Below are 16109 nucleotides of genomic sequence, written 5' to 3' on the forward strand. Positions count from 1 at the left end.
GCATGTCGTTCTTGCTTCGAAAACTCTGGCTGGCCCCTGCGGCCCTTTGTTGGGGGGCAGGGGCGCTGGTTGCCTCTGCTGCCGAGCCGCCGCCCGCCTGGCGCTGTCTTTCCGCCATGGCCTGGCAGCGGGAGCAGGAGTTTCAAAAACCTGCCAACGAGGAGCAGGCTTTTCGCAATGGCCCGTTCGACCTGCCTGTGATTCCTGATCCCGGCCCGCGGGCCGCCTTTCTGCCTTGGGTCGTGACAGGCGTCTCCGCAGAGGTGAAGGCGCGACTCGTGGAGGGCGTGCGGCACCTCCATGCGCTGGACGACACAGCGGCCGAACGTTGTTTCCGCGATGCCGCGCGGCTGGATGCAAAATGCGCCGCCGCCTGGCTGGGGCTGGCCATTGCCAATGAGAAACTGCCCTCCCGGGCCCTCTATTTTCTGGATCAAGGAGCCACCGCAGCAGAAGGCAGCCCCGAGGCAGCATGGTACAGTCTTTATCGAGCCTTTTTCCAAACCGTACAGCCCCGTGATCTGTCAGACCGGCTCAATACGTTGGCCGATGGCATTGAGGCCACACAGAAGACAGGCAAACCCCTGCCCGGAGCCCTCGCGATGGCGCTGCGCTACCGCATGCTCGCCTCCCATGTGTCCGGACTGCCGGTGAAGAATCTTGAGGCGGCCGATGCGCAGCTCCTGGCCTGGACGAAGCTCCCCGGAGGAGACATCCTGCTGCCCTACACCGTGCTCCTGTGGACGAAGACGGACCCCGCCCGTGCCTCGGCACGAGTGGAGGCGCTGGTGCAGAAGTGGCCGCAGCCGGCCATGCAACGACTTGCGGCCGACCCGTTGCTTGCCGCCGGGAACCTCCCCGGGGCCATGAGCCATCTTGAGGCCGCCTACCAGGCAAAGGAGCCCTACCAAGCCGTTGCCCTGGAAACTCCCGGTCAGATCCAGCAGAAATGGGACCGCGGAGCCGCGCTGGCCTGGACGCTCTATCACTCTGGCGCTGCCGCTTCAGCATTGGATACCGCCAGCAGCCTGCTTGGTCAGGCCCGCAAGCCCGGCTTCACTGGCCTGGAGGCTGTGGATGATGACCCGTACGGCATCTACCTGGAGGGCGTCAAACTGCGGGCCCAGCTCATGATGGCCACCGGCGACTGGGCGGGTCTGGCCGCATGGATGCAGGAAATCACTACGAACTCCGACGGGCTGGTGCAGAAGCTGCACAGCCAGTACTTCGGCATGCTCGCCGCCGCCGGTTCAGGTCAGCGGGAGGCTCTGGTCAAGCTGCGTCCTGCCCTGAAGCAGACTGCAGATCTGGTCCAGGCCACCCCCTATCTCAACCGCCACGGGCCGCTCGCGATTCGCATGGTGCGCGGGGCCGATGCCTTTGCGGACCTCTGCCAGGGGCGCGTGTCTCCGTTTTTGAAGGATGTGGTGGATGTGCCCGCCGTGGTGCTGGCGCCGAAAGTGGCGGCCGCAGGCGCGAAAGACGGAGCCATTGCCATGCTGGAGGAGGCTCTGGTTAAACAACCCGGCTCCAAGCCCGTGCTCGCAGCGCTGGAGAGCCTCAAGACCTCGTCAACGGCGCAGACAAGTGCCGCGGGGACCGACGCAGCAGCAGCAGCCGTAGAGGCCAAGAATGGGACACTGGCACCGCTGGCCCCTGCCCTTGCACTGCCAGACAAGAATGGGTCCATCGTGGATCTGACCGCCTACCGTGGTCGGCCCGTGCTGGTCATCTTCTTCCTCGGCGGCGGCTGCCCGCATTGTGTGGAGCAGTTGCAGAAGTTCCGGCCCCATGTGCCGTCTTATCATCTCGCGGGCATTTCGTTGCTCACGATCAGCACAGATCCGGTTTCTGATTTGGCGCTGACCTTGGGAGGCAAGTCGGAATTGGATCCTGATCTGCCGTTTCAGATTCTGTCAGACTCAGGGTTGGGCACCTTCAAGGCCTGGAAATGTCACGATGATTTCTTGAATAAACCCATGCACGGAACCTTCCTGCTGGATGGCGAAGGACGGGTGCTGTGGAGCGACATCAGTCATGATCCGTACGTGCAGGCGGGATATCTGCTGGGCGAATGTCGGCGGTTGTTGAAGGTGGGGGGTGGGTAGCAGCCTCCAATCGTGGACTTGGTGGGCAAAGATGTCCGCAATCAGGGTTGGAATACCGCCTTTAGGCAGAGTATTGGGTGTCATTGTGCATCCAACATTTCTTTGGATGACAGGAGACGTGCGACTGATTCCGCCTAAAGGCGGTACTCCAACAATGCCGCCTCCGTCGATGTCACTTGCTTCCTCGAACCCCAACTGACGCACTGACGCCCCCTACTCCTTCACATCCGGCACCACATCATCATCCGTAAAAAGCTCCCGATCCGGCCCCGCAGACCTGACCTCCATGTCCTTGCTGGTGACGGAGTGAAACCAATAGGGCGTGCCCCATTCGTCCACGAGTTCTCCTTTGACGATGGCCGGGCAGTCTTTGGGCAGGAGGGCGGCGCCTTTTTCATTCTCGCCTAGCAGGGCATTGACCACGAGTTCGTTGTGGCCGGTGGGAATGCCGCCCATCACCTGGCGGTACATGTAGATGACTTTTTCCACGTACTGGATCCGCTCTTCAGCCGACTGACCGGGCTGACAGATCAGGCCAGAGAGTTCCGCGGCGGACTCGTGCAGCACGACAGGAGGTGGCTGCGGCAGCACGGGGGCTTTCACCGAAGGGCTCGAAGGCGCAGGCCCTGGCTTGGATGGCCCAGCGCCGTCCTGTCTGGTGATGTACCAGATGGCGACGGCCGAGACAGCCACCACCAGCACGGCAATGATCGGCAACACGCGCCCACGCGAGGGAGAAGAAGATGACATGAGATTCAGGAAATGACAGCAACCACCAGCCGGCCGCCGTCACCCATCATGGGCGGACGGCGGCCGGAATCTCCAGTAGAATCGCACGGACCCGGATCAGACTTCAAGGAAGTCCATGTTGCCCGAGGTGATACTGGGCAGCGTCACGAAGCGGCTCAGGTTCGGGAAGATGTCGCCCAGAGTGCTGGCGTCCACCCCGAGCCAGCGCGCCATGATGGCGGCATACTGGTCCACCGGGGTGCTCGGGATCCACAGGCCACGGGTGCCCGTGGCATCGATCGAGTCTGTCACGGTGCCCAGCTTGAGCACAGGGAACTTCCCGTACACGCGTTGGCCCTTGACCGCACCGCCCATGACGATGGCGTGGCCGCCCCAGGCGTGGTCGCTGCCTGCGGTGTTGTCCGTCTTGTTGGGAGTGAAGGTGCGGGTGAAGTCGGAGGCGGTGAAGGTCACCACATTGTCCCAGACGTTCCCCACTTCCGCGCCTTTGAGCGCGTCGGCAAATCCCTTGAGCGTGCAGTTCAGGTTGTTCATCAACCCTGTGTGGCCGCTGGTGTTGCTGCCTGCAGGGATCTGGGAAATGTGGGTGTCATACCCGCCATGCTGGACGAAGAAGATCTGACGGGTGTTGCCCAGCGCCGAACGTCCCGCGATGAGACGGGCCACGAGTTTCATCTGGTTGGCGAAGTCGTTGTTCGCGCTGAGGCCGGATCCACTAAAGGCATTGTTGAAATAACTATCCAGCGTCGTCGTGCCGGAGGCACCGACCGTGGACTGGAGCGCGGTGCCCACCATGCCCTCTGTGAGGCGGGCGCTCATGGCCACGCCGTTGTAGGCGTTTTCCATGAGGCTGGCATGGGTCATCTGCAGCACGTTCTCAAACGCCTTCAGCCGGTGTCCCTGCTCGGTGTTCTTGTAGTTGCTGGCCTGGAAGAGCAGGCTGGGATTGGTCACGGCACTCGCGTAGTTCGTGCCATAACCAGTGAAGTTTACCAGACCGCCGCTGGTCATGATGTACGGAGCCACCTGTCCCGCCGGGCTGACCTGAAAGCTGTTCACCCCGGAGATCGAGATGTTCATCGAGGCATTGCCGGTAGAAGGGTTGTACGCCGGGTCGAGGAGCTCGGCGACACGTCCACCCCAGCCGCTGGTGAAGGGCTTGTCGGGAATGGAGCTCTGCCACTGCACCTGCTGGTCAGAGTGCGAGTAGAGTTGTGGGGGCTTGGGGGCGGAGGAGTAGTTGGCCCGCGTCACACCTGGGAAGGTGAGCGTGCCCACGTTGGCGATGAAGGCGAGGTCGCCCGCATCGAACATGGACTTCACGTGCGTGAACTTCGGGTGCACACCCAGCGTGCCCAGATAGCCGCCCAGCGGATCGCATTCGGCGATGTTGGTGGCATTGAGCTGGAGCGCATTGAGCGACGTGGTGGCATTGGCCGTGGGAATGGTCAGCATGCCGCGGCCGGCTTCATAATCTGTGCGGGCCGTGCCGCTGAAAGGCAGCAGCATGTTGTTGGAATCATTGCCCCCGTTGAGGAAGACGCAGATCAGGGCCTTGTACCCTCCCCCAGAGGACTGCGCATTGAGCGCGCCCTGCATGAGGTTGAGGTGAGCCAGGGTGTTCACCATACTGGTGATCCCCATGGCGGAGCAGCCGGTCTTGACGAGGAACTGGCGGCGGTTGGGCTCGTTCTTTTTCGGAAATTTGAGGTGCATGGAAGAAACAGGTTGGAATTGAAGTCTGGAAGATGACATCGGGACCCGCCGCCCGGCACATCCGGGCGGCGGATCATTCCGGTTATTTCAACACCACGGCCTGGGGCAGCGTGGCCAGGAGGTAGAAGGTGTTCCTCACGCGGGTGCGCGCATCATTGGCGAAGTTCGTCGCATCCGTCGTGTGCCGGTTGTTGGCCGCGATCAGGTTCACACCGTCAATGATGGACTTGCGCGGGTTGGACGTCGAGGAGCTCCCGTAAGCCGATTTCAGATAGCCCGCTGCAAGGAGGCTGTCACCGAAGTCCACAATCACCTTCACCGCCTCAGCATGGGCCGCGGCCTTCTGCGTCGTTCCCGGAGTGGCCGGGACTGCCGCAGGGGCATACTGGGCCGCGAGGGCCGTCGTATAGGTGTTCGTGTACAGGGTGATCAGCTCATCGAACTTCGGAATCAAGTTGTCCACCTGCTTGTAGAGGCTGCCCGGGGAGTTGGTTCCAGGAGTAAACTGGGTGGCCGTGAAGTAACCCTTGTCCACCGCCCACTGGGGGATGGAGAGCTGCACTCCGGTGCCTGTTTGATAGCCGGCAATGTTGGGCAGGTCATCCAGGTTCCGTCCTGCATTGGCCGTGGGAGGCACGGAGGCAAAGATGGTGTTGTAGTGGCCGTTGACCACGTTCACCACATTGGACTCCGTCGCCACCTGCAGCTCCGGTGCCACCAGGCCCGCTGAGGCCAGCGGTCCGGGCATCACATAGTCCGGCAGGAACCAGTTGAACACGCTGGGGGCGCGCTGCGGAGACTGGGTGATCGACGACTGCGTGTCGAAGAACCGGAAGCGCAGGGCACCGGCCGGGAACTTGTTGTACTCCGACACCGGATACGCCGTGGTCACCGGGGACTCCAGCGAAGTGAAGGCGATCGGCACCGTGGTGAGGTTCACCAGAGGAAGGCCGGTGTAGCACTTCAAGGAGCGCAGCATGGAGGTGAAGTGGAGCAGAGGCTCCTTCACCTTTCCAGATGCCACCGTCCCATCCGCGATGGAGAGGCTGCGGGCCTCATAGTCCAGCAGGATGGCCTTGATCACCTCACCCAGATCTCCGCAGGTGTTCTTGTACACGTTGGAAACGCGATACAGATAGCCGGAGCTGGGGTTCGAGGTGGTAAACCGCTGGATGAGCAGACGGCTGATAAACACCGGAGTGTTCGGGTGACCGTTGTAAGTGCCGCCGGAGAGCGGGCCTGCCAGGGCGTTGAGCGCATCCGTGATGTCCGCCAGGCCTTCCGACTCCGGCGTGGTGTTGTTCGTACGTGCGGGGATGGTCACCTGACCGGCCTTGCCATTGAAGAGCGTTTTGGCACCGAAGTCATGGTAGGCATCAAACATCTTCAGCGGATTCATCCACGCGGCCTGCCAGTAGCGGGCGGACGTGCTGGACTGGAAGAAGTTCGTGTTGTCCTGAAGCGCACCCACCGTCTGGCTGGAGGGGTTGGGATAGGTGGGAGCCGTCACGCTGGCGTAGCGCTTGCCAAAGGCAAAGCCGGTGAAGACACGGGCCAGCTCCGTGATGTCGGGCTGGTCATACGTGGCGATCGGCAGGCCGTTGTTGTCCAGTTTCAAGCTGCCATCCAGATGGCGCTGCACCAAGCCGATGGAGAACAGCTGCATCACCTCACGGGCGTAGTTTTCATCCGGCCGGATGTTGCCCGTCGCCTTCTGGTTGCGCAGGAAGCTCAGGTAGTACGCCATCACCGGGCTCTGGCTCACGTTGGAGAGGATCTGGCGATACCGGCCAAACGCACCCTGCGACAGCATGTCCCAATAGTGAGCCATCCCGTAGTGGTTGGTCTGCAGGGTGGAGTCGTTCTCCGAGACCACCACAATTTCACTCAAGGCCAGGGCCATGCGCTGACGAAGCTGGTCCTTGCTCTGTAGCACCAGCGTCCACCACTCGCGGCGCCGATTCGCATAGTTGGGGTAGTTGTTCTGGTGGATGGTGCTGGCCACCCAGGCGGTGCCATTCCAGGAGAAGGAACCGGCACCGAACTGCGGGTCACGGTTGTAGTTGATGGGCTTGTTGCCGCGCAGATAGAAGTCCTCCATGTCCGCGGCCTGCACCAGTGTGGTGAAGGAAGGCGAAGGGGTCTGTCCCAAGTCGATCTGCTTATTGATCCAGGCAGCGTATCCGGCAAGGGCGTCGTTGCCATTGGCGGCAATGAGGTCCTTCACCTCCTGGATGCTTTCCGCCGTGGGGCCATAGGTGGCCTGGAGCAGGAAGCGGACGATGTCGCGGTCCAGATTGGAACCGGTGAGGGCCGGCCAGCCCGTGCTGCCATAGACTGGCGGAGCAGGCGGGGCCGGAGGCTCGGCCACCGAACCGTTGGCCAAGGCGTAGTTTCCTCGGATTTCACCGCTCCCGTAGTTGGCCGTGTGCACGTTGATGTACACGTACCCGTTGAAGAGAGCGTTGAGCGTGGCTTGCGAGGTGTTCCAGCCACCGACCGGCTCCGGCACGATGGTGTACACGTGGTCGGTCACCTGGCCGAGCTCAAGGCTTTCCACGATCGGGCCGCTCGCTTGAGCATCCGCCGCGGGGGCAGCGTGCAGGTGGGAGGCGCTCTGGAGGGAGGTCAGGTTGCCAAAGGTCGAGTTGACCGTGGCCTGGGTGTTGTCCCCGTTCAACATGAGGGTGGCCAATCCGGTGGCCGTGGTGATGGCCCCGCCCTCCCGGCCCAGGTAGGCCACAAAGAGCCGGCGGTTGGCCTCGGTGTTGGTGGCATCACGAATATCCACCTGCGCCGTGCCCAAGGGCGTGGTCACACCACCGGACACTGACTGGAAGGTGAGGCGGAGCACCTCCGGAACTTCGTTGTTGGTATCCGTAGAAGGTGTCACCCGCACATCGTACTGCGCCGTCCCTGCCGGAATGGTGAAGCTCGTACCGGAAATGGTGCTACCGGCACCATTCTTGAGCACGTAATCCGAAGCAGAGGCGGAACCGAGCGTGGCATCAGAATTGCCGGCAACAGTGAATGACACCAAAAGCGGCATGCTGCTGTCGCTCCGGCTCAACCGCACCACGGCGGCCGTGCCTTCTTTTTCATAGGCGCTGGGTGTCACCACGCTGGCAGAGATGGAAAGCAGACTGTTCAGCGTCGCCCCATCTGTTCCCACCCCGCCGGAGGCGTTGTTGGGTGAGTTGGCCAGGGTTGGAGAGGTGGTCATCTGGTCTTCCGCCCAGTCCGATACCCCATCACCATCTGTATCCTGGTCACCAGCGATCACCCGGAAGAATTTGGGTGCCGTGCCGGACCCGAGCGGCACGGTGAAGCTCTGCGACACCCCGGTTCCCGTGAGCGGAGAGCCTTCTGCCGTCCAAGTGGGGCCATTGGGGGCAGCGCTGCTCTCCAATACATAGCGTTTCCCCGTCTGGGTCTTCACGGAGACCTGGAAGTTGCCTCCCGAAGCGCTCACCTCCCCGACCTTCAGCACATCCAGAGGATCGTTCGGGTTCGTCCCCGCAACGCTCTCCCCCTGGTTGGTGGCACCATCACCGTCCGCATCTTCTGCGAGCGGGTGCGACGCCACCGTAATGCCGTAGCGGTTCTGCCACACGTCATCGTAGCCGTCGTTGTTGCTGTCGGTGGCTCCATGAACCAACGACACTGACGTGGCGGCCAGTCCCAATGCCGCAGTCATTCCTTTTATTTTGCACAGTGAGGAGGGGCGCATCATGGCGGGTTAAGCGTTGAGAATTAGTCCCTTGGCTGAAGTCGAAGTCCTCGCGAGGCTGCCAATTTGCGAAAAAACAATCAACGAAAAATTGCACCCGTTATAATTTATATATTTCCATTAAGTCATTAAATACAACCTCAGCTAATCCTTCGCAAAATTCATTTAAATACATGCAATAGTGTAACGCATGAACCGCGATGCCTTTGTTTATGCGGCAGGACGCGTGATGAGCCCGGGTTCCGACCTTCAACATATCCATCGGCCGTCACCGCACCGGGTGTGAGCGGGCCCGACAATCTGACCCTGAAAGTGGAAAAATTCTAATTCCTACCTTGCCTATATACATTAGATGATTTAAGCATGGAAATAGTCTCGAATTGCTCCTTGGGCATTCGCCAGACCTGTCCGACCAGAAGTCTGGAGGCTACCAGCTCCTTCTGCCTACCGCATTCTTCACGGCGGCTCTTCACGCCTGCTCCTTTCCAGGAACGGGCACGTCATTCAAACCGCCGGATCACTGGGATGGCCTCTGCCACCCCACGCCACCCTTTTGTCCGGGGTTGTCGCACGCGAACCCTAATCCAACATGATATCCCGTACCGTAAGGCGGCACCTCGCCGCATGGATGGCCCCTGCCCTGTCAGCGGCCCTCGTCATCACCACCCAGGCCGCCCCCAAGTATGAGAGCGGCGTGGTCAACAACGCCCAGGCCAATGCCACCACATGGCACACCGTCACCTTCACCACACCGTTCTCCGCTCCGCCCGTGGTGGTGCTGGGAACGCCGACTCAGTCGGATGCGCAGGCCCTCACCACGAGGGTGAGGAACGTCACCGCCACCAGCTTCCAGTACCAACTGGACGAGTGGGACTACCTGGACGGCGTGCATGCGGCCGAGGCGGTGCAATACCTGGCCCTCGAGCCGGGGGTGCACACCATCGGCGGCATCACCTGGCAGGCCGGTCGCAGTTCCAGCATCACCAAGTCTGCCTCCACGGTGAACTTCAGTTCCGCCTTCACCGCCGCTCCAGTGGTGCTGGCGCAGGTGGAAAGCGCGGTCAACAGCAAGGCGCTCACCTCCCGGGTCCGGCTGGTGACCACCTCGAACTTTGAGCTGAAGCTCACCACCCAGGAGTCGGACACGGCTGCCGTGTCCGGGGAGTCGGTGGGCTGGATCGCCGTGGCGACCGGCACGGGCACAGTGGATGGCGCCACCTTCCAGTCGGCTCGTACGGGTGCGACAGTCACCCAGGCATGGACTGCGCAGCTTTTCACGGGTGCCCACCGGCAGCCGCTGTTCTTCGCCCAGGCCCAGACGGTGAACGGAGCCGATCCCTTCACCATCCGTCGGCGCAATCTAAGCAGCACCGGAGTGGAGATCTTCCTGGAGGAGGAACAGTCCGCCGATGCGGAGGTGAACCATGTGGCTGAAGACGTGGGTTACCTAGTCTTTGCCGAGAGCGCCGGGGAACTGCGCGCCAAACTGGATCTCGTGGAACTGGTGCAAAACCAGAGCAGCGCGACCACCTGGCACACGGAGACCTTTGCCCGCAGCTATACCAATCCCGTCGTGGTCTTTGGCCCCCTCACCCAGAACGGGGCTGACCCGGCACGAGTGCGGGTTCGCAACATCACGAGCACCGGATTTGAGTGGCAGCAGGACGAGTGGGATTCGCAAGACGGGGCCCATGGATCAGAGACGGTGCACTACCTCGTGGCGGAAGAGGGCTCCTATCAGATCGGTGGCCTGCGCTGGCAGTTCGGCCGGTACGCCGGCGTCACTCACACGGCAGGCACCAAGACGTTTGCCGAGGCCTTCCCGGTAGCTCCAGCGGTCTTTGGCCAGGTGGTCACCACCAATGAGGCCAGTGCGGTGTCCCCCAGGGTCAGCGCCGTCACCACCACGGGCTTCAGCCTTCGTCTTCAGGAGGAAGAAGCCGCCAATCAAACGCACGCCGGCGAAACCGTGCACTACGCCGCCGTGGAGAAGGGCAGCGGCCGCATCGTCACCAGCCAGTTCGTCGTCGAAGCCGGCAGTTCAGGAGCCAACGTCACGAATGCGTTTAAGACCGTGAACTTTGCCCGCAAACTGGCAGACCCGTTTGTGCTGGGCGAGGCCCAGACGCTCAATGAAGCCGACCCCATCGTGGTACGGCAGCGCAACCTGGGCCCTACCAAGGTGGACCTGCGGGTCCAGGAAGAGACTTCCGCCAACAGTGAGATCACGCACGCGGCGGAGAACGTGGCCTACCTCGTGGTGTCCGGCTCGCTGGACGTAGATGAAGACGGGCTGCCCGATGCCTGGGAAACCTCCGTGGGCCTGAATCCCGCAGATCCCAATGATGCCGGGCTCGACGGTGATGGCGACGGCATCACGAACCTCAATGAGTATGCCTATGGCACCAGCCCCAGCAGCTTCGACTCCGGCGGCACAGTGACCGTGGCCGCGAGTGTGTCCGATGGTTATGAGAAAGAAGGCATCCCCGCACGCTTCACAATCAGCCGGACCGGCGGCACCGTCCCGGTGACCGTGGCCTACGCGCTCTCCGGCCGGGCCACAGCCCCAGGAGCCAGCGGCGCTGACTATGCCACCACGAACAGCAGCGGCGGCACGCTCAATGGTTCGGTGACCATTGGCTTCAACGCCACCTCGGCAGATGTGGTGATCCAGCCCGTGGTGGATACCGTGAACGAGTACCCGGAAACGGTGGTGCTCACTCTGAGCAACGGCAGCACCTACACGGTGGGCTCCGCCGCCAACAGCACCGCCCAGGTGAATGACGCCACGGCCACCACGGCCAATGAGGAGCTCTTCGTCGCCTTCCTCGGACGTCAGGGTTCCGCCCAGACCTACGCGTCGGGATTCGCCACCATCCATCTGAGCGGGCCGAAGAACAGCGCCCGGGTGAACCTGAGCTTCAGCGGTTTGACCTCGAACCAGACCAATGCCTACCTCCGCTATGGTGTCGCCTCAGGCGTCGGACCGGAACTGCGCCCCACCCTGCCCATCGGCCAGGTGGTGAACGAGCCCTGGACCATCGGCCCCGTGGGGGCGCTCACCGGCCAGAACATCGTGGACGCCATCTACCAGACTGGTGGGAAGTGGGTGTACGTCAACATCGGAACAGGAAACTACCCTGCGGGTGAGATCACCGGCATTGCCGCCCGCCAGACGGGCTCCAGCACCTTCACGCCGCCGCCGGCACCTCCGGCCATCACTCCGCTCGCGGGCGATGCGCTGAAACGGGATGTGGCCCGCTTCCTCACCCAGGCCACGTTTGGCCCGACCAAGGCAGACATCGACGCGCTCGTCACCCAGATCAACACCACCCATGCGGGTGACCGGATCGCAGCCTACGACGCCTGGATCGACGCCCAGTATGCCCTGGATGCGACCAAGCTCCTGGCCTACACCGAGGCGGCCGACGCCCATGAGTGGACCCTGCGCGGAGCCAGCCCGAGCAACTTCGTCAACAACAACGAGCCCCGGCACCACAACCGGCGTCGCGGCTGGTGGACCCTCTCCGCCAAGGCGCACGACCAGCTCCGTCAACGGGTCGCCTTTGCCTTGAGCGAGATCCTCGTGACCTCGGACGAGCTCAATATCCTGCGCACCCGCCACTATGGCCTGGCCAACTACTACGACCTCCTGGCGGCGGCGGCTGACGGCAACTACCGCACTCTGCTGGAGAACGTGAGCAAGAGCCCGGTGATGGGCAAGTACCTCAGTCATCTGCAGAACCAGAAAGCCATCCTCGATGGCAATGGCAATGTGCTGGTGAGCCCGGATGAGAACTATGCCCGCGAGATCCTGCAATTGTTCTCCATCGGCCTGGTACACCGTCACCCGGACGGCAGCCTCCAGCTCGGTCCGGACGGCCTGCCCATCCAGACCTACAACAATGACGACATCACGAACCTCGCGCGGGTCTTCACCGGCTGGAGCTTCAGCAAGCGTCATGGAGCCGCGGCGGATGGCTACCCGGTGGTGGACAACACCAACTTCAGCCAGGGCAACGGCCCTGCCTACTTCCAGGCCTCCTGGACGAACCCGCTGAAGAACTTCGCCACCTATCATGACACGGGAGCCAAGACCGTCCTGGGAGGCAGTATCGCCTCCGGCCTGAATGGCCAGCAGGACCTGACCGCGGCGCTGAACATCATCTTCGCCCACCCCAACGTCGGCCCCTTCGTAAGCCACCTGCTCATCCAGCGGCTTGTCACCTCGAACCCCAGCGCCGGCTACATCCACCGGGTGACGCAAAAGTTTGAGAACAACGGCTCCGGCGTGCGCGGCGATCTGAAGACCGTCATCAAGACCATCCTGCTGGACCATGAGGCCCGCAGCCTGGACGTGGTGGCCAACATCGGCTACGGCAAGCCCAAGGAACCCCTCATCCGCTACGTGCAGCTTCTGCGCACGCTTGGGGCGTGGTCGGACCTGCCGCTGAGCACGCTCTCCAGCCACGGCTATCCCGCAGGCCAGCTCAACAACTTCCCTTCCGGGACCACACTGTTGCGCTATCCCAACACGGACGCACGCCTGGCCCAGACCCCGCAGAGCGCGCCCAGCGTCTTCAACTGGTACCTGCCCAGTTACAACCCCGGTGGCGCAACCGGCGCGGCCGGCCTGGTGGCTCCGGAGCTGCAGCTCAGCACGGAGACGAGTGTGGTTCAAGCCATCAACTACCACTACACCGTCGCCCAGGTGAACAACGGCCAGAACGTGGACGCCCTCTATGGTGCCACGGTGGCGCTGGACGACAACGTCCGGCTGGACCGCACCCCCTATGAAACGCTCTACGACGCGGAAATAACCGCTGGCAAGACAGTGCCCCAGGCCCTGGCCACGGTGCTGGACTCCCTGGACCTGGTGCTGACCTCCGGCAACCTGAAGGCCCGCTACGGCAGCGCCGCCGCGCCCAACCCACGCAGTGTCATCATCGACTCCGGAGCCTCGCTGGCCGCCGGCACCGCCACCGCAGTGCGGGTGAAGGAGCTGCTCTACCTCCTGGCGACCTCCCCGGAGTTCGTCATCCAGAAGTAATCGTCACTTCAGTTACAACCTAGAACTTCTTTTGTACCATGAAAAAGAATGACCGTGAATTGCTCGCCACCCGCCGCCGTTTCCTGCGCCAGTCCGCCTGCTCGGCGCTGGGCATCACCGGCGTGGTGAACACCCTGGCGCACCTGCGCCTGGTGAACTCCGCCCTCGCCCAGGCGGCTCCGCTGCCGGACTACAAGGCCCTGGTGGTGATCTTCCTCTTCGGCGGGAACGACTCCAACAACCTGCTCATCCCGCAGAAGAACCACCCGGCTTATGCCGACTACAAGAGTGCACGCGGGGTGCTGAAAATCCTGGACCCGACAGACAGCGCCTATGTGGCGGGCAATCCCGCCTCCATCCCGCTCACCACCACGAGCGGTGACTACGGCGTGCACCCCTCCGCCCAGGGGCTGGCCACCTTGTTCAATACAGGGGAGCTCGCCTTTGTCTCCAATGTCGGGACGCTGCTGCATCCCACGACGCGGGCGCAGTTCCAGGCCGGATCCGTTCCCCTGCCACCGCAGCTCTTCTCCCACTCCGACCAGCAGGTGCAGTGGCAGAGCTCAGTGCCAGACCAGCCCTTCACGAGCGGCTGGGGCGGCCGGGTGGCAGACCTGCTCGCCGCACAAAGCTACGCTCAGGGGCAGGTCTCCCTCTCCGTCAGCCTGGCCGGCATCAACAGCCTGCAGGTGGGCAGCCAGGAGGTGCAGTACGCACTCACCCCGGAAGGGGCGGTGCCGCTCACCGGCTACAGCGATGCCACAGGTCCCTATGGGCTGGCGCTCAACACCAACGGCACGTACAAAACCTCCCTGCAGGGCAAACGGCTCAAGGCGTTCGATGACATAACGCACTACACCTACCAGCACCTGCTGGAGGACTCCCATGCCGGAGTGGTGAAGCGCGCCCAGGCCAATGAAGGTCTCGTGGGGGCGGCCTTCACCGAGGCTGCCGCTTCCGGGGTGGACTTTGACACGCTCTTCACCAATGCCCAGACCACTCTGGGCGACCAGCTCAAGGCCATCGCCAAGCTCATCGCGGGGCGCAACAGTCTGGGGAACCGCCGGCAGATCTTCTTTGCCAGCATCGGGGGCTTTGATACGCATCAGGACCAGCTCGATGCGCAGGTGAATCTCGTCGGGGAGCTCAGCGGAGCCTTCAAGGCTTTCCGTGATACTCTGGTGGCGCTGGGCGTGTATGACAACGTGCTCTCTGTCACGCACTCTGACTTCACCCGCACGCTCACCCCCAATGGCCAGGACCCCAACACCGCAGGCTCCGACCACGGCTGGGGCGGCCACCAGATCGTCTTTGGCGGTCCGGTGAATGGAGGCCAGGTCTATGGCACCTTCCCCAGCCTGAAGCTGGGTCAGGACCAGGATGCAGGGACCAGCAACCGCGGGCGGTGGATTCCCACCACGGCGGTGGACCAGTACGCCGCCGTCGCCGCAAACTGGCTCGGCGTCAGCAACGGAGATCTGGGCACGATCTTCCCCAACCTGGGGCGTTTCAATGATCCCTTCGGTGGCAGCGCCAACCTTGCCTTCGTATGAGTCACGCCACCTCCTCATCCTACCCGTTGTCGGGGAGCAGCCGCGTGGCGGTTGCGGGTGCATTTGGCCTCGTGCTGCTGGGCAGCGTGGCATCCATCTGGCTGCTCACGCGCCAGGTTCAGGATGTCACGGGCTCTCCTGGAGTCCTTCGGGAGACATTTGCCCGGACCCCTGCCCTGCTGCCTCCCGCCCCTGCCCCCACGACAACGGCCACGCCGTTGCCCAAGGCCCCGCCCAACACCGATGGCCGCATCCTCGCCACCCGGCGGGATGGGCTGGTGGTGGTGCCGGAGCTCGCTGTTGAGGCGGCCGAGCTCAACGCCAAGGAGTCCACCATTCAAAGGGATCTCGAGATCCTTGAAACTCTGGTCGGTTTCTTCCGGAGCTTTCAATATGGCGAAAATCCATTTGGCGGCGAGAACGACGAGATCGTGGCCCAGCTCTCGGGGCGCAATCCACGGAATCTGGCGGTGATCCCGCCGGAGAATCCAGCGATTGATGGCCGCGGACGTCTGCTGGACCGGTGGGGCACCCCCTTCCACTTCCACCCGGTGACCCATGAGATCTTGGAAATAACCTCAGCAGGCCCAGATAAGAAGCTCTGGACGACGGACGATGTGAAGAGTGTGCCGTGAGATTCCAGATTGACCGTTTGTCAATCAATCAGTCAGTCAGTGCAGTGAAAGTGTGTGTTGGAGTAAGTTGGTGAACAGAGAAGTCCATCTCCCGAGAGGGGGATGGACTTTTTTCTTTGCCGGACGAATTGCAATCAGGCAGCTGTGTATTCGTAGCTGCATTCGTGAGAATGCGGAGGAGACGTCCAACGGCAGGCTAAGCGATGGTTTGCTCGAACGCTCCATTGGCTGATGCCACCCACCACGTTCTCACGAACGCAGCCACGAGCTGCCCCATACGCGGTCGCACAATGGCTCTTGTAGCTGCATTCGTAAGAATGCGGCGGCGACGTCCAACGGCAGGCTAGGCGATGGTTTACTCGAGCGCTCCATTGGCTGATGCACCCACCGCGTTCTCACGAACGCAGCCACGAGCTGCCCCATACGCGGTCGCACAATGGCTTTTGTAGCTGCATTCGTGAGAATGCGGACCCGACGTCCAGCGGCTGGCTAGGCGATGGTTTGCTCGAACGCCCCATTGGCTGATGCACCCGCCACGTTCTCACGAACGCAGCCACGAGCTGCCCG

At 62.6% G+C, this 16109-nt stretch carries 7 protein-coding genes; 4 read left to right on the forward strand and 3 right to left on the reverse strand.

Annotated features, from left to right (window positions below; genetic code table 11):
• The first annotated feature begins 2 nt into the window (after positions 1–2).
• Positions 3–2108 (forward strand): redoxin domain-containing protein, encoded by a 2106-nt coding sequence (locus BV034_RS31375; RefSeq protein ID WP_050030891.1) that lies wholly within the window; start codon positions 3–5, stop codon positions 2106–2108.
• A gap of 213 nt (positions 2109–2321) precedes the next feature.
• Here the strand turns inward: BV034_RS31375 and BV034_RS31380 are convergent, their stop codons facing one another.
• The 3 genes from BV034_RS31380 to BV034_RS31390 form a co-directional block, all read right to left on the reverse strand.
• Complete coding sequence (locus BV034_RS31380) at positions 2322–2858, reverse strand: type II secretion system protein GspG (RefSeq protein ID WP_050030892.1); 537 nt, start codon at positions 2856–2858, stop codon at positions 2322–2324.
• A gap of 96 nt (positions 2859–2954) precedes the next feature.
• Entirely contained in the window at positions 2955–4574 is a 1620-nt protein-coding gene (locus BV034_RS31385) for a DUF1501 domain-containing protein (protein WP_050030893.1), read from the reverse strand.
• Positions 4575–4656: 82 nt separating this feature from the next.
• Positions 4657–8307, reverse strand: a complete 3651-nt coding sequence (locus BV034_RS31390) for a DUF1800 family protein (RefSeq protein WP_265593680.1) — start codon at positions 8305–8307, stop codon at positions 4657–4659.
• Positions 8308–8893: 586 nt separating this feature from the next.
• On the opposite strand from BV034_RS31390, the gene BV034_RS31395 reads away from it, so the two are divergent.
• Genes BV034_RS31395 through BV034_RS31405 form a run of 3 tightly spaced genes read left to right on the forward strand, consistent with a single transcriptional unit; the run spans position 8894 to position 15542 of the window.
• Positions 8894–13354 (forward strand): DUF1800 family protein, encoded by a 4461-nt coding sequence (locus tag BV034_RS31395; protein ID WP_081888267.1) that lies wholly within the window; start codon positions 8894–8896, stop codon positions 13352–13354.
• 38 nt (positions 13355–13392) lie between these two features.
• On the forward strand, positions 13393–14907 hold the full coding sequence (locus BV034_RS31400; protein WP_050030896.1) for a DUF1501 domain-containing protein: 1515 nt from the start codon (positions 13393–13395) through the stop codon (positions 14905–14907).
• Positions 14904–15542 (forward strand): hypothetical protein, encoded by a 639-nt coding sequence (locus tag BV034_RS31405; RefSeq protein ID WP_050030897.1) that lies wholly within the window; start codon positions 14904–14906, stop codon positions 15540–15542. The genes BV034_RS31400 and BV034_RS31405 overlap by 4 nt, the downstream gene beginning before the upstream one ends.
• The last annotated feature ends 567 nt before the right edge of the window (positions 15543–16109 follow it).

Origin of the sequence: Verrucomicrobium sp. BvORR034 (assembly GCF_000739635.1) — a bacterium.
In the GTDB taxonomy this organism is placed as follows: Bacteria; Verrucomicrobiota; Verrucomicrobiia; order Verrucomicrobiales; family Verrucomicrobiaceae; genus Verrucomicrobium.

Bases quoted from the DNA above. Each gene is read 5' to 3' on its own strand.
- BV034_RS31375 (WP_050030891.1), top strand. From the start codon at position 3: ATGTCGTTCTTGCTTCGAAAACTCTGGCTGGCCCCTGCGGCCCTTTGT.
- BV034_RS31380 (WP_050030892.1), bottom strand. From the start codon at position 2,858: ATGTCATCTTCTTCTCCCTCGCGTGGGCGCGTGTTGCCGATCATTGCC.
- BV034_RS31385 (WP_050030893.1), bottom strand. From the start codon at position 4,574: ATGCACCTCAAATTTCCGAAAAAGAACGAGCCCAACCGCCGCCAGTTC.
- BV034_RS31390 (WP_265593680.1), bottom strand. From the start codon at position 8,307: ATGATGCGCCCCTCCTCACTGTGCAAAATAAAAGGAATGACTGCGGCA.
- BV034_RS31395 (WP_081888267.1), top strand. From the start codon at position 8,894: ATGATATCCCGTACCGTAAGGCGGCACCTCGCCGCATGGATGGCCCCT.
- BV034_RS31400 (WP_050030896.1), top strand. From the start codon at position 13,393: ATGAAAAAGAATGACCGTGAATTGCTCGCCACCCGCCGCCGTTTCCTG.
- BV034_RS31405 (WP_050030897.1), top strand. From the start codon at position 14,904: ATGAGTCACGCCACCTCCTCATCCTACCCGTTGTCGGGGAGCAGCCGC.